Source organism: Mycobacteroides chelonae (genome assembly GCF_016767715.1).
Classification (GTDB): domain Bacteria; phylum Actinomycetota; class Actinomycetes; order Mycobacteriales; family Mycobacteriaceae; genus Mycobacterium; species Mycobacterium gwanakae.
This window is the reverse complement of record NZ_CP050145.1, coordinates 1,237,014-1,255,040: the sequence shown is the minus strand read 5'-3', so window position 1 is coordinate 1,255,040 and position 18,027 is coordinate 1,237,014. Positions and strand designations below refer to the sequence as shown.

19 protein-coding genes are annotated in these 18,027 nt (G+C 64.1%); 10 read left to right on the top strand and 9 right to left on the bottom strand.

The window, feature by feature from the left end; genetic code table 11:
• The first annotated feature begins 92 nt into the window (after nucleotides 1-92).
• Nucleotides 93-1,001 carry an oxygenase MpaB family protein gene (locus HBA99_RS06225; protein WP_070951400.1) on the top strand — a complete coding sequence of 303 codons (909 nt, stop codon included), beginning with the start codon at nucleotides 93-95 and terminating at the stop codon, nucleotides 999-1,001.
• On the opposite strand, the gene HBA99_RS06220 is transcribed toward HBA99_RS06225, so the two are convergent.
• The 8 genes from HBA99_RS06220 to HBA99_RS06185 form a co-directional block, all read right to left on the bottom strand.
• Nucleotides 984-2,381 (bottom strand): hypothetical protein, encoded by a 1,398-nt coding sequence (locus HBA99_RS06220; RefSeq protein ID WP_064408014.1) that lies wholly within the window; start codon nucleotides 2,379-2,381, stop codon nucleotides 984-986. The two genes, HBA99_RS06225 and HBA99_RS06220, sit on opposite strands and share 18 nt — an antisense overlap.
• A gap of 67 nt (nucleotides 2,382-2,448) precedes the next feature.
• Complete coding sequence (locus HBA99_RS06215; RefSeq protein ID WP_070951401.1) at nucleotides 2,449-3,036, bottom strand: DUF5701 family protein; 588 nt, start codon at nucleotides 3,034-3,036, stop codon at nucleotides 2,449-2,451.
• Nucleotides 3,037-3,082: 46 nt separating this feature from the next.
• Nucleotides 3,083-4,579: a carboxylesterase/lipase family protein gene (locus HBA99_RS06210; RefSeq protein ID WP_081347719.1), complete on the bottom strand. Its 1,497-nt coding sequence runs from the start codon at nucleotides 4,577-4,579 to the stop codon at nucleotides 3,083-3,085.
• A gap of 43 nt (nucleotides 4,580-4,622) precedes the next feature.
• A complete protein-coding gene (locus HBA99_RS06205; RefSeq protein WP_081347597.1) occupies nucleotides 4,623-5,846 on the bottom strand; it encodes a hypothetical protein in 1,224 nt (407 codons plus the stop codon).
• Complete coding sequence (locus tag HBA99_RS06200; RefSeq protein ID WP_030094674.1) at nucleotides 5,839-6,216, bottom strand: carboxymuconolactone decarboxylase family protein; 378 nt, start codon at nucleotides 6,214-6,216, stop codon at nucleotides 5,839-5,841. The genes HBA99_RS06205 and HBA99_RS06200 overlap by 8 nt, the downstream gene beginning before the upstream one ends.
• Entirely contained in the window at nucleotides 6,209-7,075 is an 867-nt protein-coding gene (locus tag HBA99_RS06195) for an NAD(P)-dependent oxidoreductase (protein ID WP_057963832.1), read from the bottom strand. The genes HBA99_RS06200 and HBA99_RS06195 overlap by 8 nt, the downstream gene beginning before the upstream one ends.
• Nucleotides 7,072-7,824, bottom strand: a complete 753-nt coding sequence (locus HBA99_RS06190) for an SDR family oxidoreductase (RefSeq protein ID WP_070930998.1) — start codon at nucleotides 7,822-7,824, stop codon at nucleotides 7,072-7,074. Before HBA99_RS06190 ends, HBA99_RS06195 begins: the two co-directional genes overlap by 4 nt.
• Nucleotides 7,825-7,834: 10 nt before the next feature.
• Nucleotides 7,835-9,304: an aldehyde dehydrogenase gene (locus HBA99_RS06185; RefSeq protein ID WP_070951404.1), complete on the bottom strand. Its 1,470-nt coding sequence runs from the start codon at nucleotides 9,302-9,304 to the stop codon at nucleotides 7,835-7,837.
• Between the two features lie 171 nt (nucleotides 9,305-9,475).
• On the opposite strand from HBA99_RS06185, the gene HBA99_RS06180 reads away from it, so the two are divergent.
• The 8 genes from HBA99_RS06180 (at nucleotide 9,476) to HBA99_RS06145 (ending at nucleotide 16,409) form a co-directional block, all read left to right on the top strand.
• Nucleotides 9,476-10,063, top strand: a complete 588-nt coding sequence (locus HBA99_RS06180; protein WP_070922675.1) for a TetR/AcrR family transcriptional regulator — start codon at nucleotides 9,476-9,478, stop codon at nucleotides 10,061-10,063.
• On the top strand, nucleotides 10,060-11,265 hold the full coding sequence (locus HBA99_RS06175) for a cytochrome P450 (RefSeq protein WP_070922676.1): 1,206 nt from the start codon (nucleotides 10,060-10,062) through the stop codon (nucleotides 11,263-11,265). The genes HBA99_RS06180 and HBA99_RS06175 overlap by 4 nt, the downstream gene beginning before the upstream one ends.
• Nucleotides 11,265-12,092 (top strand): SDR family oxidoreductase, encoded by an 828-nt coding sequence (locus HBA99_RS06170; RefSeq protein WP_030094668.1) that lies wholly within the window; start codon nucleotides 11,265-11,267, stop codon nucleotides 12,090-12,092. Before HBA99_RS06175 ends, HBA99_RS06170 begins: the two co-directional genes overlap by 1 nt.
• Nucleotides 12,089-13,441, top strand: a complete 1,353-nt coding sequence (locus HBA99_RS06165) for a cytochrome P450 (protein ID WP_030094667.1) — start codon at nucleotides 12,089-12,091, stop codon at nucleotides 13,439-13,441. Before HBA99_RS06170 ends, HBA99_RS06165 begins: the two co-directional genes overlap by 4 nt.
• A 3-nt stretch (nucleotides 13,442-13,444) precedes the next feature.
• Nucleotides 13,445-13,645 carry a ferredoxin gene (locus HBA99_RS06160; RefSeq protein ID WP_030094666.1) on the top strand — a complete coding sequence of 67 codons (201 nt, stop codon included), beginning with the start codon at nucleotides 13,445-13,447 and terminating at the stop codon, nucleotides 13,643-13,645.
• An 11-nt stretch (nucleotides 13,646-13,656) separates the two neighbouring features.
• Entirely contained in the window at nucleotides 13,657-14,202 is a 546-nt protein-coding gene (locus tag HBA99_RS06155) for a Cif family virulence factor (protein WP_030094665.1), read from the top strand.
• Nucleotides 14,203-14,308: 106 nt separating this feature from the next.
• Nucleotides 14,309-15,556 carry a cytochrome P450 gene (locus HBA99_RS06150; RefSeq protein WP_070951405.1) on the top strand — a complete coding sequence of 416 codons (1,248 nt, stop codon included), beginning with the start codon at nucleotides 14,309-14,311 and terminating at the stop codon, nucleotides 15,554-15,556.
• A 7-nt stretch (nucleotides 15,557-15,563) separates the two neighbouring features.
• Nucleotides 15,564-16,409, top strand: a complete 846-nt coding sequence (locus HBA99_RS06145; RefSeq protein ID WP_070930996.1) for an SDR family NAD(P)-dependent oxidoreductase — start codon at nucleotides 15,564-15,566, stop codon at nucleotides 16,407-16,409.
• On the opposite strand, the gene HBA99_RS06140 is transcribed toward HBA99_RS06145, so the two are convergent.
• A complete protein-coding gene (locus tag HBA99_RS06140; RefSeq protein ID WP_030094662.1) occupies nucleotides 16,410-17,192 on the bottom strand; it encodes a (2Z,6E)-farnesyl diphosphate synthase in 783 nt (260 codons plus the stop codon).
• A gap of 101 nt (nucleotides 17,193-17,293) precedes the next feature.
• Here HBA99_RS06140 and trhA point away from each other — a divergent pair, with 101 nt between their 5' ends.
• A complete protein-coding gene (trhA, locus tag HBA99_RS06135; RefSeq protein WP_046252809.1) occupies nucleotides 17,294-18,025 on the top strand; it encodes a PAQR family membrane homeostasis protein TrhA in 732 nt (243 codons plus the stop codon).
• The last annotated feature ends 2 nt before the right edge of the window (nucleotides 18,026-18,027 follow it).

The following is an 18,027-nucleotide window of genomic DNA, read 5'->3' as shown; positions in this document are numbered from 1 at the left end:
CACCACTGACATTCCTCGGGATGTACTGCCATCTCGACATTCGGCACTGCCAATCCCTGCCAATTCGCCGCGCGGTATGCCATCATCTAAGGATGACAACAGTCGATGTCATCTCTACCGCGCCCGGTGCACAGCTCGGCCGTCATTCACTTTTATGGCGCTGGGCTGGCGATATGCGCATCGCCTTCACCGGCGGTACTGCAGGCCTCCTGCAAACGATGGACCCCGCCATCGGCTACGCACTGATCGAGCACTCGAATTTCTTCGCAGACCCCGTTGACAGGGTGTTCCGCTCGCTGCCACCGATCCTGGGCACCGTGTACGACGAGCCCGCCGCCGGCACCGGGGTGAAGGTGCGGGACTTTCACCGCGACATCAAGGGAATTCAGCCCGACGGCGTCCGGTATCACGCGCTGAACCCGACAACGTTCTGGTGGGCGCATGCCACGTTCCAGGTGATGGTCGAACAAACTATCGACAGGTACTCCCGCCATCGGCTGTCCGACGCCGAGCGTGAGCAGCTCTACCAGGAGGGTGTCGAATGGTATCGCCGGTACGCGATGAGCGAGCAACCGCTGCCACCGAATAGGGCCGCGTTCCAACAGGAATGGGACCGATACTGCGACGAGGTGCTCACCCCCAACCCCGCCGCTGATTACCTGATGAAAGTCATCGAGGGACGCGCCGTTCCCGACATGAGCAAGTCTCCTTACCTACCGGTGGCGTCGTATTTGAAGCCAGCCGCACGACTCGCGCTGCCGACCACACCGATGCGGATGGCGTTGGCACCTCCGCTGCGGCTGACCATCTATGGCGGCTTGCCACCCCAGGTGCGCAAGCGTTTTGGGATTCGGTGGAACCTGGCCGACGAGACCGCCTACCGCGCGCTGGGCCGTGCCGTGCCGCTGGCGTGGCCCTTCATCCCGACATCGTGGCGGTGGCACCCGGGCAGCCACGCCGGATGGCGCCGGGAACGGGGACGGCTACCGCGGAACTGGTGACGAACCATTGGTGCGAACATCATTGGGCACCGGAACGGTCTGTGCGCGCAGATCCGCGGCGATGAGTTTGGCCGCGGCGTTCTGCCAGTTGTGCAACGAACGCTGTGGCACCTCGGTGACCAACCACTGCCACGCCTGACGCGACACCGGGTCCAGTCCCGCGGCCGTCGCGCCCTGCGCATACGCCCGCACACCCATGACGTACGGGAAGTACAGCGCGTTGTAGTACCGCCACTGGTCAGTAGTGCCGAAATCTCCGTCGTCCCGGGGCTTGAGCCGCGAGATGGATTCGGCCAGCACGGCTCTGAGTTCGTTGGCACGCTCGACGGGCTGGTCGGAAGCGCCACGATCGGTGAGTCGTTCGTCGATCGCGGGCAGCGATGTCAGCGGGCTGGCGACGAGTTTGGCCAGGTCGCCGTAGTGGCTCAGGGCCCGGCGAGTCAGACGGGTGAACGTCTCGTCATCGACGCCGTCGATGGGCGATGCCGATTTCAGTGGCAAGGCCGCCTCGGTACTACGCAACTCGGAACGCTCGTGGCGCAGCTGCGGGGAACGCGAGAAGGCCAGGCGGTCAAGGAAGTCGGCGAAGGGGCCCGATTGCACCTGAATGCAGATGGCCAGGCCCACGCTGGTGAACAGCAGGACCACCAGTGCAACCGACTGCCCGACAACGGCGATGCCGATCATCGCTTGGGCGCCGAACAACGCTCCGACAAGGATCGAGGCCACGAAGGAACGCAGCATGTCGCCACGCAACGCTTGTCCTTCGTCGAAGGCATCCCAGAGCGCCACACCCAGACCGAGTAGCACCAGGTCGAAGCCGGTCGACGCCAGCGCCAGCCAGCTCGGAAGAATGCCGAGCGGAATGATCAGCTGCGCATCGCCAAGGGTGAAGAACATGGTGGCGACCAGGACGACACCCCGCGCCGAACCGGGTATCGAGGCACGGCGGCGGAACAACAAGATGGCCGCACCGATGGCGGCGGTCCCATTGGCACAGAACATGATCCAGTGCCCCAGCTGAGCCGGACCGGCGATGGTGCCGGCCAATGAGGCGCCCACGAGCAGCGCGACGGCCAGGACCGCACCGGGCACGGCCATCGCGGCGCGATCACGCCACCGGTCACCGGTGTTGGTGAGTTCAAGCAGCACCAGCAGCCACGAGACGCTCGGAATGATCGCGGTGAACACTTCGATACGGCCCAGGAGGTCGGCATCCGAACCCGGGGTGACGCGGATGGCGTCGAGTGCGACGACTACGGAGTAACCGATCAGCCCGATGGCCGCGAGAACGAGGACGGGCTTGCGGGGATTACGCGCGAGCAGATACAGACCCAGCCACCAGCTGAGTCCGAAAACCAGTGCCGACATCGCCACCATTGGTAACAGTGTGACAGGTGACCGGTCGACGAGTCACGCCCGTCTATCCGGCAAGGAAGGACGTGGCCTATAGGGCCACCCGGCCACCGCACGAGGCGGTGCCCAGCCAGGTGTGCGGATTGCGGTCCCAGCACCACCCGAGTTTGGGGCGCCGATCGGATATCCAGATCGCAGGCACCCGCTGTCCTTTTCCCCGCGAGGCCGCCAGCGAGAAACACTTGTTCTTGCGCAACATGTCCGGCCGCAACAGAACCAAGGCAATGCCCTCCTCGATGGTGAGCGGGGTCCGTCCTCGCGCGGTGATCGTCTGTAACGCTGCCTCCGGCGTCACGTTGCAGAACTCGCTGCCGGTGTCGACGTCGGTAAGCAGGTAGGCCTGATCCGGAATCTCCACAATCGGTCGGTAGACGTCCACGTCGCCGCCATCCATGACATGAAAGCCCTTGCGCCCATCCAGTCTCATCAACGGCGCCGTCTGCTCATAGCTGGTCCCGGCGACAAGGAGAATGAACGGGATGTGATCGCCGGGGTCGACCACGGACGGCGGAAGGTCAGCGACTCGATTTCCCAGCTGACTGGCATGGTCGCCGACCGGGTACCCCAGTTCGGTCAGGCGGGAAAGCTGGCGGTCGAATTCATCCTGAGCAGCGAGCATTGACCGTCAACGCAGCGTTTGGCCGGCAAGTTCCCGCGCAAGCCGATCAGGCTGCACGGCTGATATCGCGCCATAGCTCCCGTTGCGCACGATGCGGATCCATGTCGATACGCCGATGCTGGTCGAACACCATGACGGCGTGCTCCGGCTCTGTGTATCCCGGCCAATCGAGGCCCGGGATGCCCGTGCGTGCGAACGCGAGCCACCGGCTCTGAATGTCCTCGGTCAGCGCCAGCGCCTCAGCCATATCGCGTTTCCCTGCCAATGCGGGCCAGCGCTTGAAAAGACCAAACACCGCGAACAGTTCCGTCGCGTGTGCGGCTCCCGGTCCGAAACGCCGCAGCGGCCGCGGCGCGTAGTCGTACCGGTAAAAGTAAACCGACGCATGCTGGCTGTACGCCCGCGCCACCCGCCAGGCCTCTGAGCCGAACATCGCATCGCCCATCAGACGCACCAGCGCGGCCTTGGATGGATAGCCCTCGTAGGAATCGATCACCCGCTTCGCGGCCTCGGGGCTCAGCGCATCGAGCGTGCCCGCGACGGCACGGGCATCCAACCGGGACACCGACAACACCCGGGTCAGCAGTCGGTTGAACAACCGAACCTCTTCCGCGTTGTATCCGATGATGAGCGGGACCCGTTGCGCCTCCCCCCGTTCCATCATCGCGATCGGGTCGTCGGGCACAACGTCACCGTCAATGCTGGGGCCCACACCTAGCGAGAAGGCCGATTCCCGGGTTTTCGCGGCGAGCAGCCGGTGTGTCGCTCTGACAAGATCGCGCGGCCTGGCGTTGATGACCGCCTCGGCGGGGTTACGGATATCGACACCGAGATAACCGACGAGCCGGCGCGCATTGGCGGCCGCTTCATCCCGGGTATGGATCATTCCGCTGGCCGTGCTTTGGCAGATCGCGCGCTGAAACAACCCTGCCGCCGCCGGAACAGCCAACAACATCTGGACGCAATGCGCGCCCGCGCTTTCGCCGAAGATGGTGACACTGCCCGGATCTCCGCCGAAGGCCGCTATGTTGTCGCGCACCCACCGCAGCGCCAGTACCAGATCACGTAAGTACAGATTGCTGTCGATGGTGTGCCGATCATCCGATAAGGACGACAGGTCTATCGCGCCGTAGGCGCCGACCCGGTAGTTCACCGAGACGAAGACACAGCCGCGCCGCGCAAGGTCGGCGCCGTCGTACAAGGACAGCGCGGAACTCCCCAAAACATAGGCGCCGCCGTGAATGTAGAACATCACCGGCAGAGCCTCCGAAGAGGGCTCATCCGGCATTGTCACGTTCACCGTCAGACAATCCTCGCTGACCGCCTGGAACCTGTTGAGCGAGAGCGGAACATAGATACGTTTCTGCGGTGACGCCGATTTCCAGGAGTCGCAGGGCAACACCCCAGCCCAGGGCTTCGCGGGCGCCGGGCTGCGCAGACGCAGCGCACCCACCGGTGGCTCGGCGTACGGTATGGCCCGAAAGCGGCGCACACCGTGATCGTGGAATCCCTCCACCACGCCATTGGCGGTCTGCACCCGCACCAGTTCCCGGACAACGTATTTCGAGCACTTTGTCATCGGCGTCTCAGACCACGGTCAGCGGCAGTGACTTGCGCGGCTCGAAGACGAACCGCGATCCCCCACTGACATTGGCGATCATGACCTCGGGCAGCTGCTTGTCCTCGCCCTCATGCTCGACGAACGAGACCATCCAGTCTTGCGCGTCTCCCGAAATCTCTACGCCGATATGCGGATCGACGGCCGTCGCGATGGCCTGAAGCGGGCGCGTCTCGGCGGGACCGCACAGCGAGATCCAGGCGTGGTCCTCGTGTGCGGGTGACTCCCACACGTGGAGCTGACCGCCGGAGATTTCGGCGTTCACATAGCCGAGCGGACTCAACAGCGGGTGTACCTGAAGTACCCGCAGGACACCCTCGATCCCGTCGGGAACCTGCAACGCATGTTTGATCCGCGCCGCGGCGACACCCGCCAGCCCAATCAGCTGCTGGGTGCATACGGTGCGGGCCAGCTCCGCATCGGCCGCCCGCTTACGCACCGCGATGGAGAACCCCAGAAACAGCAGATGCATCTGCAGGCAGATCTCGTCGGCTATCCGCACCAGTGCCGAATGTGAGAACGCACCGAAGTCCAAGTCTGACAGCAGCGGTCCGGCGTAGTCGGAGGCTCCCACGTCTCCGGAATCGATTCCGCCCAATTCCCAACCAGCGGCGACCGATGCGCCGACGACGTCCAGGGCCGGGATTCCGGAGACCGCCGGGTACGACTCGTCGATGGTCACCGTCCACGCACAGTGCGGATGCCTGTCGGCGGGTGTGCGGGGTGGCCGGTGGATCGGGCGAACCTGCGCATGCGGATTGGTGGCGAAGGCCGTCGCATCGAAGGTGGGGTCTTCGATGTCGTGGCACATACCTGTCACGTAATCGGGTCCGAGCGGTTCGACGTCGAGCAACGCACCGCAGTGGTCGAGATGAAACTCCCCGTGCCACTTGTCGTGCACGGTGTACCGGAAGTCCATGAACTGGGGCGGCGCGCCGATGTCGAGCTGCATGCCCTTGAAGATGGTGATCACGTCGTCGCCCTCGAACCGCAGCGCCTTCTGCATGCGCCGTGTATAGATCGGACTGGATGACGCCCACTCTTCAATGGCGACCTGCAGCATCTCCTCCCTCCCGAAATGCTGTATGCAATAGGCCATTCCCGAGCGGTCGATCAGCTGGCCGATGAGCAGCAGCTCGGGAACCAGGACCGCCAACTGATCCCGGGACAACTCGGAGAATCGGCTAGTCACCGGCGGATTCCGCGTCTTTCTTGGCACGTTTGGCGATGGCCATCTCGACATGCTTATTGACACGCTGCCCCAGCGGCCACCCGACGTAGTGGGTGATGAACAGCGCGACCTCGCGCAGTTCGGCATCGGTGAGTTCACCATTGGCCAGGGCGGCCCCTGTCTGGATCTCCAGGATCTCGTCCAGTCCCAGGGCACTTACGGCGCCCAGGAGCAGCAGCCGGCGATCACGCATCGACAACTCCGGGCGATCCCAAATGGTGCCGAAGAGATGCTCGGCGGTGTACTTGAAGTAGTCGCCGGGCAGGTCAGGCATGTCCCAGCCATAGACCTCTTTCATCTTGTCCAGCCCCTTGCGGCGCAGCTCATCCATTACTTGCCCCTTCCTCGTGTGGCACACCAAGACTCGCGGCCAGTCGCTCACGGGCCAACGCGGCCAGCGGCAGCTCGACGGACTGCTCTTCGCCGAGCGCCAGGGCCAGGCTCAGGTCCTTTTCACCGAGACCGCGCACATGCGTGAAGATCGGGAGCCAGAAGCTGTCCGATGTCACCGGTTCGGTGGTATCGCGCAACATGATGGCGCCCGGCCCACCGGTGATGGCGTCCGTATGACGCACCACCTTGCCCAGGTCGGTGATGTTCAGGCCACAACTTTCGGCCAGGCGCTGCGCCTCCCCGGCCGCGGTGAAGGCAACGAAATGTAGGAGGTTGCGCGCCAACTTCATCCGGGTACCCGCACCAGGGGAACCGGCATGAATCACCAGCGATGCCCACTTCGAGAAGGGCTCCTTGACCCGCGCGAACGTCTCGTCGTCGGCGCCGACCATGGTGGCCAACTCGCCCTTGTGTGCGCCGGGGGCGCCACCGCTCACCGGTGCGTCGATGACGTGAATCCGTTGTGGTGCCAGTTCGTTGGCCAGCTGCACCGCTGTCGCGTCACTGATGGTGGAGTGGATGGCGATGATGGTGCCCGGCTTGACCCTGGGCGCGAGTTCTCCGACCACCTCACGTACCTGTGCGTCGTCTAGCACGGTGACGCTGATGAGGTCGGCATCGGCGATATCGGCCAGGTTGTCCGCCGCACGCGCGCCGGCCTCGACAAGCGGCGCCATGGTCTCGGCCCGCAGATCGAAGACCGTCAGGCCGCCGGGCCAGTCGACAAGCCGCTGGGCCATGGGCGCACCCATGTTGCCCAGACCGATGTACCCGAGTGAGAGGGCAGACTGCGTCATGACCGGATGATCTGTCCGCCGTCGACGTTGAACACCTGGCCGGTGATCCAGGACGCCTTGTCCGACAATAGGAAAAGACACATGCCCACCATGTCGTCGACGGTGCCCATGCGGCTCAGCGGGATGTTCTTGACGAGCTCGCTGCGGAACTGCTCGGGCACCGTGCCGCGGGTGGCCTCGGTGTCGGTGGGCCCCGGCGCGATGGCGTTGATGCGGATCTTCTGGCCACCCAGTTCACGCGAAAGCTGCTGCGTCAGACCATTGATGCCTACCTTGGCAAGCCCATAGAACCCCGAGTACAGCCAGGCAGCCGTGGATGATTGGTTGACAATGGCGCCGCCGCCACGCTTGGCGATGTGCTTGTACACCGCCCGGGTACACACCAGCGCGCCATCCTGGTTCACGCTCATGAACTTCTTGTAGTAGTCCCACGGCACCGACAGCAGCAGGTCGAGCTTCATGCCGCCGTAGATGGCGGCGTTGTTCACCAGGTAGTCGATACCGCCGAACTCTGCGACCGCCTTGTCCGCCATGGCCATTGCCGAATCGGGGTCGGAGACGTCGACACTTGCGAAGATGGCCTTGCCGCCGTCGGCCACGATCTGCTTGGCGACACCCTCCCCTAACTCGGCGTTGATATCGGCGACCACCACGGCCGCACCTTGGCCGGCCAGCGCGTGCGCATATGCTTCGCCGATGCCCTGTGCGGCTCCGGTGACGATGGCGACCTTGCCCTCGAACTCTCCCATGAGATCTCCTCTATTTCACAGCCGTTGCAATGACTTTGGTTTCCAGGTATTCCTCGAAACCGGCGACGCCCATCTCTCTGCCGTTACCCGATTGCTTGTAGCCGCCGAAGGGTGCGTCGGCGGAATACCAGACACCGCCGTTGACATTCACCGTTCCCACCCGCAGCCGTGATGCCACTCGCGCCGCACGCTCGTCGTCTCCGCTGAACACCGTCCCGGACAGTCCGTACGGCGAATCGTTGGCGATCCGCACCGCGTCGTCGTCGCCGTCATGGGCGATGACCACCAGCACCGGGCCGAAGATCTCCTCGCGCGCCACGCGCGCATCGTTGGTCAGTCCGGTGACGACGGTGGGTTCGATGAAGAATCCGCGGTCTCTACCCTCTGGCCGTCCGCCTCCGCAGGCGAATGAACCACCCTCGGCAACAGCAAGATCCAGGTAGGACTGGACCCGGTCGCGCTGACACGCCGAGATCACCGGGCCACAGATCGTGCCCGGTTTGGTGGGATCCCCCGGCTTGAGCGAGCCCATCGTGGCGGCCGCCGCCTGCACCGCCTCCTCGTAGCGTGCACGCGGTACGACCAGCCTGGTGGTGATGGCACAGCCCTGGCCCGCATGCATCGCCGCGGTGAATGCGGAGACCGAGCAGGCCGCGGCGAGGTCGGCGTCATCGAGCACGATGAACGCCGACTTGCCGCCGAGTTCCAAGAACACCTTCTTGACGGTGGCGGCGGCATCGGTCATGACCGCGCGTCCGGTCGCCGTGGAACCGGTGAACGACACCATGTCCACCCGGGTATCCGTCGACAGCTGCGCACCGATGCGGTGGTCGCTGGAAGTCACGATGTTGAAGACGCCCGGTGGGAAATCGGTGTGCTCGGCAATGATTCGGCCTAGCACCGCCGCGCACCAGGGAGTATCCGGAGCGGGCTTGAGTATCAGGGTATTACCGGCGGCGAGCGCGGGCCCCACCTTGGCGAGGTTGATCTGATGCGGAAAGTTCCACGGCGTGACCGCGCCGACCACGCCAACGGCCTCACGCATGAGAGTCCGCTGAGTCTTGATGCCCATCGGTGAGGCAACACCGAGATCAGTACTCCAGCCGAAGGATTCCGCGGTGTCGGCGGCGAACCGCAGATCGTCCACCGGCCCCTCCAGCTGCGCACCGGCGGTCAGCATCCGAGGCGCCCCCACCTCGGCGATGGTCAGGTCGCGCAGCTCCTCGATGTGAGCCCGCATGCCATCCCGGAGCTGCCGCAGGCACCGCACTCGCAGCTCCACATTGCGTGACCAATCGGTGTCGTCGAACGCACGGCGCGCCGCCTCGATGGCATGGCTCATGTCATCGGCATCGGCATCGGCCGCGGACCCGAGCACCTCCTCGGTGGCCGGGTTCACCGTAGGAAATCGTCCGGCACCGCCGGGAATCAACTTTCCGTCGATGAACAGATCACTGTCGCCATCGGCCAGAAGCGTCATGTCACCTCATTCCAACAATCTGGACACGTGTCCATTCCTTACTGGTGAACCATAACCACCTGAATCAATCCATGGCAAGAGCGCATCCAGTGACTATTCAAAAACTAGTGTTGGACAGCATTTTTCATGAACAGTATTGCTCGGTTGCCGCACGCACGCTAATCTGGACAAGTGTCCAGTGAAGCTGTGGTGACCCTGACAAGCGACTCGCCGCGAAACCGGCGGCAGGAAGAGACGATCCGCAAGATCGTCACCGCAGGCCGGGAGATGCTCGGCGAGACGACGTACGCGGATATGACGATCCGCGGCGTGGCCGCACGCGCGAAGGTGGCCCCCGCGACCGCATACACCTACTTCTCCTCCAAGAGTCATCTGGTGGCCGAGATCTACCTCGACCTCATCCATGAGGCGCCCTACTTCACCGACGTCAACGACGGCCAAACCGCCCGGGTCACCAAGACGCTGCGCAACCTGGCATTGGTGGTTGCCGACGAGCCCGAGATCGCCACGGGGTGCACGACCGCGCTGCTGAGCAACAACGACGAAGCTGTGCGTGCCGTCCGCGACAAGATCGGGCTGGAAATCCATCGCAGGATCCGCTCGGCCATGGGACCCGACGCCGATCCGCGCGTGGTGTCGGCCCTCGAAATGACCTTCTTCGGCGCCCTCATGCACGCGGGCAGCGGCACCTTCACGTATCACGAGATCGCCGACAAACTGACCTTCGTGGTGGATCTCATGCTGGGAGGCAACGAATGACGGCTGCCTCGATGTCCTCTGTGGTTTTCGATCCGTACGACTACAACTTTCACGAGGACCCGTACCCGTACTACCGGCGCCTACGCGACGAAGCACCGCTGTATCGCAACGACGACCTGAACTTCTGGGCGCTCTCGCGTCACCAGGATGTGCTGCAGGGCTTCAGGAACAGCGAGGCACTGTCCAACTCCAACGGTGTCTCGATGGACAAGGCCTCCTTCGGGCCACACGCCAAACTGGTGATGTCGTTCCTGGCGATGGACGACCCCGAGCATCTTCGGCTTCGCACGCTGGTGTCGAAGGGATTCACCCCCAGGCGAATCCGGGAGCTTGAAGGACGGGTCGTCGCGCTTGCACGCACGCACCTGGACAACGCCCTGCAGTCGGAAAGCTTCGATTTCGTCGCCGACTATGCAGGCAAGCTGCCCATGGATGTCATCTCGGAGCTGATGGGCGTGCCCGAGCCCGACCGGACCCGCATCCGGGAGTTGGCCGACGGAGTCATGCACCGTGAGGATGGCCTCGCCGACGTGCCGCCCGAGGCCATCCAGGCCTCCTTTGACCTGATGACTTACTACATCGACATGGTCAAAGAACGTCGCCGGCGCCCAACGGAGGATCTGACTTCCGCTCTCCTGCAGGCGGAAATCGACGGCGACCGCCTCACTGACGAGGAGGTGCTGGCCTTCCTGTTCCTCATGGTGATCGCCGGCAACGAGACGACCACCAAGCTGCTGGCCAACGCCGTGTACTGGGGCCATCGCAACCCTGACCAGCTTGCCGCCGTCCATGCCGATCACGAACTCATTCCGCTATGGGTGGAGGAGTCGCTGCGGTACGACACCTCAAGTCAGATCCTCGCGCGCACCGTGGCAGAGGATATGACCTTCTACGACACCACAGTTGCCGCCGGTGACATCCTGCTGCTGCTGCCCGGCTCGGCGAACCGCGATGACCGGGTGTTCGAGAACGCCGATGAGTACCGCATCGGGCGAGAGATCGGCGCCAAGCTCGTGAGCTTTGGCAGCGGTGCGCATTTCTGCCTCGGTGCGCATCTGGCACGGATGGAGGCCAAGGTGGCACTCACCGAGCTATTCACCCGGATTCGCCGTTACGAGATCGATGAAAGTGCTTCCGTGCGTGTGCATTCCAGCAATGTTCGCGGGTTCGCCTCTCTGCCCATCACCGTGGAGGTCTGTTAATGCCCCGTTTTGAGCCGCACCCAGACCGGCGTCCATCGATCATCGCCGGAGCGTCCTCGGGTATCGGCGCGGCGACGGCAATCGAGCTCGCCGGCCGCGGATTCCCGGTGGCGCTCGGCGCTCGCCGCGTCGACAAGCTGACCGAACTCGTCGAGAAGATCCAGGCCGACGGCGGAGAGGCAGTCGCCTTCCCTCTGGATGTCACCGACGCGGATTCGGTGAAGTCTTTTGTTGCGCAGAGCATTGATGCACTGGGCGAGATCGACCTGCTGGTATCGGGAGCCGGCGACATGTACCCGGGACGGGTCCATGAAATGAGTGCCGACACCTTCGCCGCGCAGATTCAGGTGCACCTGTTGGGCGCCAATCGGCTCGCCACGGCGATCGTGCCCGACATGGTGGCGAGGCGGCGCGGCGACGTGGTGTTCATCGGATCCGATGTCGCACTGCACCAGCGCCCCCACATGGGCGCCTATGGGGCGGCCAAGGCGGCCCTGCTCGCCATGGTGAACACCATGCGGATGGAGTTGGAGGGCACCGGCGTCAGGGCCTCCATCGTGCACCCCGGGCCGACCCTGACCTCGATGGGCTGGCAGCTCTCGGCCGAGCAGGTCGGCCCCATGCTGGAGGACTGGAAGACGTGGGGACAAGCGCGGCACTCCTACTTCCTGCGCCCCTCGGATATCGCACGTGCGGTCACCTTCGTCGCCGAAACACCCAGGGGCGCACACATCGCGGAGATGGAGGTGCAGCCGGAGGCGCCCCTGACGGATGCACCCGCCGACAAACAGAAACTTGAGCTTGGTGAGGAAGGAATGCCCTCATGACCACTCCCACCGTTCCGCGGGTCTCCGGCGGTGAGGACCAGTACGGCCACCTCGAGGAATTCCGCACCGACCCCATCGCGCTGATGCGGCGCATCCGGGAGGAATGCGGGAACGTCGGCACCTTCCAGCTTGCCGACAAGCAGGTCGTATTTCTCTCCGGCGCCGAGGCCAACGAATTCTTCTTCCGCTCCAGCGACGACGATTTGGATCAGGCCGAGGCGTACCCGTTCATGACGCCGATTTTCGGCAAGGGCGTGGTCTTCGATGCCGATCCCGAACGCCGCAAGGAGATGCTGCACAACGCGGCGCTGCGCGGCGAACAGATGAAAGGCCACGCGGCAACCATCGAAAACGAAGTCCGGCAGATGATCTCGCAGTGGGGTGAGAGCGGTGAGATTGATCTTCTCGAGTTTTTCGCCGAGCTGACCATCTACACCTCGTCGGCGTGCCTGATCGGCAAGAAGTTTCGCGATGAACTCGACGGCCGGTTCGCGCACCTCTACCACCAGCTTGAGCAGGGCACCGACCCGCTGTGCTACGTGGACCCGTACCTGGAGATCGAGAGCTTCCGGCAACGCGATGCCGCGCGTGCGGGCTTGGTGGCGCTGGTCCAAGAGATCATGAACAGCCGGATTGCCAACCCGCCCACCGACAAGAGCCAGCGCGACATGCTCGACGTGCTGATCATGATCAAAGACGAGGACGGCAATCCCCGCTTCACCGCCGATGAGATCACCGGCATGTTCATCTCCATGATGTTCGCCGGGCACCACACCAGCTCCGGAACCGCCTCCTGGGTTCTCATCGAACTACTCCGGCACCCCGCTATCCAAACGCAGGTCATCGACGAGCTGAACGAGCTGTACGCCGATGGCAGCGAGGTGAGTTTCCATGCCCTGCGCCAGATCCCGAAGCTGGAGAATGTACTCAAGGAGACCCTGCGGCTGCACCCGCCTTTGATCGTCCTGATGCGGGTCGCCAAGGGCGAATTCGAGGTGGGCGGTTTTCCCATCCATAGCGGTGACATGGTGGCGGCTTCTCCCGCTGTCTCGAACCGGATCGCCGAGGACTTCCCCGACCCGGACGGATTTGTGCCCGACCGATACGAGAAGCCCCGCCAGGAAGACATCGTGAACCGCTGGACCTGGATACCGTTCGGCGCGGGCCGGCACCGCTGCGTGGGCGCCGCGTTCGCCACCATGCAGATCAAAGCCATCTTCTCGGTGTTGTTGCGCGAGTATGAGTTCGAGATGGCCCAGCCCGCCGACTCATACCACAACGATCACTCCAAGATGGTGGTGCAGCTGGCACAGCCCGCCAAGGTTCGTTACCGGCGCCGAGGGGCCTGAGGAATGCCTTTCAGGATCGACGTGGACACCGACCTCTGTCAGGGGCACGCCATGTGCGAATTGGAAGCCCCCGACTACTTCCGCGTGCCCAAGCGCGGCACCGTCGAGATCCTGAACAACGAACCGCCCGAGGACGCCCGCGACGAGATCGAGCGCGCGGTCGAGGAATGTCCGGCCCGAGCTTTGTTCATCACCGAGAAATAGGAGCGTCAACGATGCCGCAATTCCCCCGCCAAGAACTCGACGATGTCGTCGCGGACTGGCTACAGGCCAATCTGGATGCCGAGAAGGCCGGCGACTGGAAACCGTTGGCTCGCTTCTACACCGACGATGCCACCTACGGCTGGAACATCGGCCCCAAGGAAGACGTGATGTGCGTCGGCATCGACGAGATACGGGATATCGCCCTCGGCCAGGAGATGGAGGGCCTGGACGGGTGGACGTATCCGTATCAGAAGGTGATCGTCGACGACAAGCAAGGCGAGGTTATCGGATTCTGGAAGCAGATCGCCACGGACTCCGACGGCAGTGAGTCCGAGATCTATGGCATCGGAGGCAGCTGGTTCCGGTATGCCGGTAATGGCCAATGGAATTGGCAACGCGACTTCTTCGATTTCGGCCACGTTTCCGCCCTGTACATGGACCTCATCAAGGCGGGCAAGCTCAGCGAGGGCATGCAGAAACGCATTCAGCGCGGCCTGTCGGGCGAGAAGGTGCCCGGCTACTACCCACTTGGCAAGACCCCGGTCCCCCTCTGGTGAACGGCGGGCTTCCCCACCCACCGCGCCGAGTGTCGAGTTTCGGCGAAGAACCGCGATCAGCGGGCACAGAAAGTCGACATTCGGCCACATACGGAGGTGTATGGCAATGAAAAGTACTGCGGAGCTGGGACTTCCGGAGGGATTCGATTTCACCGATCCGGGGCTGTACGGAGAACGGATGCCACACGCGGAGTTCGCGACCCTGCGCCGGGAGGCACCCGTCTGGTGGAACCCGCAGCCACGCACGGTGGGCGGATTCGCCGACGACGGCTATTGGGTTATTTCCAAGCATCGTGACGTGCGTCAGGTTTCACTACACACCGACATCTTCTCGTCGGGCCGCAAGGGCGCCATCCCCCGTCTCGAGGACCACATCAGCCCGGAAGAGTTCCAGGCCACGCTGTCTGTCCTCATCAACAAGGATGCCCCCGAACACACCAAGCTCCGCGGGCTGGTGTCGCGCATGTTCACCCCACGCTCGATCGCGGCCTTGCGCATCACCCTGGAGGAGCGGGCAGAACGCATCGTACGGGCCGCGATCGAGGGCGGGCACGGCGAATTCGTGCGGGAGGTGGCCAGTGAGCTGCCCATGCAGGCCATCGCCGAATTGATCGGTGTCCCAGAGGAAGACCGCGTCAAGCTCTTCGAATGGAGCAACCAGATGACGGGGTACGACGAGGCCGATGTCGAGATCGATCCCCGTGTCGGCGCCGCCCAGATCCTCGGATACTCCTATCAGCTCGCCGAACAACGCCGGGACTGTCCGGGCAACGATGTGGTTTCCCGCCTGCTGACCGGGACGGTGGACGGTGAGCAGCTCACCCCCGAGCAGTTCGGATTCTTCGTGGTGATGCTGTCGGTCGCGGGCAACGAAACCACCCGTAACGCAACCACCATGGGCATGATGGCCTTCCTGGAGCACCCGGATCAGTGGGAACTGTTCAAACGGGACAGGCCTTCCTCTGCCGTCGACGAGATCGTCCGATACACCTCCCCGCTGATCTCGCAACAGCGCACCGCGTTGCAGGACACCACGATCGGCGGCGTTCCCATCAAGGCCGGTGAGCGAGTGGTCATGCTCTATCCGTCGGCCAACTTCGACGAAGAGGTGTTCGAGAACCCGCACACCTTCGACATCACCCGCGATCCCAATCCCCATCTGGGCTTCGGCGGCACGGGAGCCCACTACTGCCTCGGCGCCAACCTGGCCAAGGTTGAGCTGGAGATCATCTTCAACAAGATCGCCGATCGCATGCCTGACATCTCGCGGATCGGGGACGCCCCGCGGTTTCATTCGGGCTGGATCAACGGCATCAAGAAGTTCGACACGGCCTACTGCCCGGTCTCGCACTGATGTCCTGATGGCCAATTGCGTTGTCGTCGGCGGCAGCCGCGGAATCGGCCGGGCGGTGGCCCGGCTCCTGGGTGAGCTCGGCGCGAATGTGGTTGTCAATGGCCGATATTCCGACGCTGTCGAGGAGACGGTCGCGGCGATCACGTCAGCCGGAGGCGCGGCAGTCGCCTTCGTGGGGTCGCCCGATAACGAACAGACGGCCACGGATCTGATCGACACCTGCCGCACCGAGTTCGGCGGCCTCGACGCCTTGATCAACTGCGCGGGCATACCGGAGCCCGCCGGGTCGTCCATCCTGACCATCACCCCCGAGGACTTCCAGCGGCTGATCGACGCGCATCTGGGCACGGTGTTCCACACCTGCCGCGTCGCCGCACCGCTCATGGCCACCCAGCGACACGGAGCCATCGTCAACACCGGATCGACTGCCGCCCTGGGCATCTACGGTGGCACCGGATATCCGGCGGGTAAGGCGGCCGTCCACGGACTCACCCTGGCGATCGCCGCCGAGCTGAAGCAAAGCGGTGTGCGCGCCAATGTGATCTGCCCGGGTGCACGCACCCGGCTCTCCGAGGGCGGGGAGTACATCGCCCACCTGCGGGATCTGTACGCCCGCGGACTGCTCGACGAGATGACCCTGCAGGCATCGCTCGAACCGGCACCGCCGGAATGCGTCGCACCGCTGTATGCCTACCTCGCCGGGGATCTCTCCGCACGCATCACCGGCCAGATATTCATCGCGGCAGGCGGTTTCATCGGGCGCTTCAAACGACAGGTTCCGACGCCGCTCGGATACCGCGAGGCCCCGGTCTGGACCATCGGCGACATCGACGAGCTGATGGGCCGCCGTTAACTACTGGCCGAACCGCCGGTTTCTCGCGGCGTAGTCACGCAGCGCGCGCAGGAAATCCACCCGCCGGAACTCGGGCCAGTAGGCGTCGGTGAACCACATCTCGGAGTACGCACTCTGCCAGAGCAGGAATCCTGACAACCGCTGCTCTCCTGATGTCCGGATCACCAGATCCGGGTCCGGCTGTCCCGAGGTGTACAAGTTCTCCGAGATGGCGTCGACGGTCACCGCCTGCACCAATTGCTCGGCGGTGGCCCCGTTGGCCAGCTCCTTGTTCAGCAGGGTGCGCACCGCATCGGTGATCTCCTGCCTGCCCCCGTAACCGACCGCCACATTCACATGGAAGGCCGCATCCGCGGGCGCCGACTTCACGGCCTGACGCATCCGCTCAGCCACCTCGTCGGGCAACAGATCGAGATCTCCCACACTGCGCACGCTCCACTTGTTCTGCGGGGCGCACAGCTCCTCGACGACGTCGGTGATGATCTCCAACAGCTCGCCGAGCTGATCGGGATCACGGGTGAGGTTCTCAGCCGATAACAGGTACACGGTGGCCATCTCGACGCCCGCGTCCTGGCACCAGCCGAGCATCTCGCCGATCTTGCGGGCGCCCATCCGGTATCCATGGCTGACATCGGTGTACCCCGCCGACCGGGCCCAGCGGCGGTTTCCGTCGCACAGGACGGCGATGTGCCGTGGTTTCGCCGACTTGGCCAGCTCCTGGCGGAGCCGCATTTCGTAGAGCTTGTACAGCGGTTCCTTGAGCGTCGGCGGGATGATCTCCACGGATCCAGCCTAGCGAGCCCGCCGCGCGCCGGAGCAGCAGATATCGATCTGCACACAACATTCACAAACTGGGTTTGGGCGGGGAAGGGATACTGTGACGCATGCAGACCGATGAGTCTCCTGCACCCGAAGCACCGACCTCCGAGCTCTCGCTCCCGATGGCAGCGCTTGTCGGCGGTATCGAGACCCTGCCGATCAAACCCAAGGCACGCGGCTGGATCCATTTCTATGCCTGCGTGATCGCCATCGTCACGGGAATCGTGCTGGTGTCGGTCGCGTGGTCGGTGCGCTCACCGCAGGCCGGACTGGCCACCGCCATCTACAGCCTGACGGTGCTGGGTGTCTTCGGGGTGAGCGCCGCCTATCACCGGGTGAACTGGAAATCCCAGACCACACGCACCTGGATGAAGCGGCTCGATCACTCGATGATCTTCGTCTTCATCGCGGGCAGCTACACACCCTTTGCGATGCTGGCGATGCCGCCCTCCGAAGGCAACCTGGTGCTCGCCATCGTGTGGGGCGGCGCGCTCGCCGGCGTGATTCTGAAGATGTGTTGGCCGACGGCACCACGCTGGGTGGGAGTGCCGCTGTACCTGCTGCTCGGCTGGGTGGCGGTCGGCTTCTTCCCCACGCTGCTGAATGGCGCCGGGGTGCCCGCGGTGGTGCTGCTGATCGTCGGCGGCGCCCTGTACAGCATCGGCGCAATCCTGTACGCCGCGAAATGGCCCAACCCGTGGCCGCTGCACTTCGGCCACCACGAGTTCTTCCATGCGGCGACGGTCATCGCCGCGACGTGCCACTACATCGCGGTCTGGTTCGCCGTCTTCTCGTAGCG

Bases quoted from the DNA above. Each gene is read 5' to 3' on its own strand.
- HBA99_RS06155 (WP_030094665.1), top strand. From the start codon at position 13,657: ATGCCGCAATTCCCCCGCCAAGAACTCGACGATGTCGTCGCGGACTGG.
- HBA99_RS06190 (WP_070930998.1), bottom strand. From the start codon at position 7,824: ATGGGAGAGTTCGAGGGCAAGGTCGCCATCGTCACCGGAGCCGCACAG.
- HBA99_RS06220 (WP_064408014.1), bottom strand. From the start codon at position 2,381: ATGGTGGCGATGTCGGCACTGGTTTTCGGACTCAGCTGGTGGCTGGGT.
- HBA99_RS06160 (WP_030094666.1), top strand. From the start codon at position 13,445: ATGCCTTTCAGGATCGACGTGGACACCGACCTCTGTCAGGGGCACGCC.
- HBA99_RS06185 (WP_070951404.1), bottom strand. From the start codon at position 9,304: ATGACGCTTCTGGCCGATGGCGACAGTGATCTGTTCATCGACGGAAAG.
- HBA99_RS06200 (WP_030094674.1), bottom strand. From the start codon at position 6,216: ATGGATGAGCTGCGCCGCAAGGGGCTGGACAAGATGAAAGAGGTCTAT.
- HBA99_RS06165 (WP_030094667.1), top strand. From the start codon at position 12,089: ATGACCACTCCCACCGTTCCGCGGGTCTCCGGCGGTGAGGACCAGTAC.
- HBA99_RS06175 (WP_070922676.1), top strand. From the start codon at position 10,060: ATGACGGCTGCCTCGATGTCCTCTGTGGTTTTCGATCCGTACGACTAC.
- trhA (WP_046252809.1), top strand. From the start codon at position 17,294: ATGCAGACCGATGAGTCTCCTGCACCCGAAGCACCGACCTCCGAGCTC.
- HBA99_RS06215 (WP_070951401.1), bottom strand. From the start codon at position 3,036: ATGCTCGCTGCTCAGGATGAATTCGACCGCCAGCTTTCCCGCCTGACC.
- HBA99_RS06150 (WP_070951405.1), top strand. From the start codon at position 14,309: ATGAAAAGTACTGCGGAGCTGGGACTTCCGGAGGGATTCGATTTCACC.
- HBA99_RS06225 (WP_070951400.1), top strand. From the start codon at position 93: ATGACAACAGTCGATGTCATCTCTACCGCGCCCGGTGCACAGCTCGGC.
- HBA99_RS06195 (WP_057963832.1), bottom strand. From the start codon at position 7,075: ATGACGCAGTCTGCCCTCTCACTCGGGTACATCGGTCTGGGCAACATG.
- HBA99_RS06170 (WP_030094668.1), top strand. From the start codon at position 11,265: ATGCCCCGTTTTGAGCCGCACCCAGACCGGCGTCCATCGATCATCGCC.
- HBA99_RS06145 (WP_070930996.1), top strand. From the start codon at position 15,564: ATGGCCAATTGCGTTGTCGTCGGCGGCAGCCGCGGAATCGGCCGGGCG.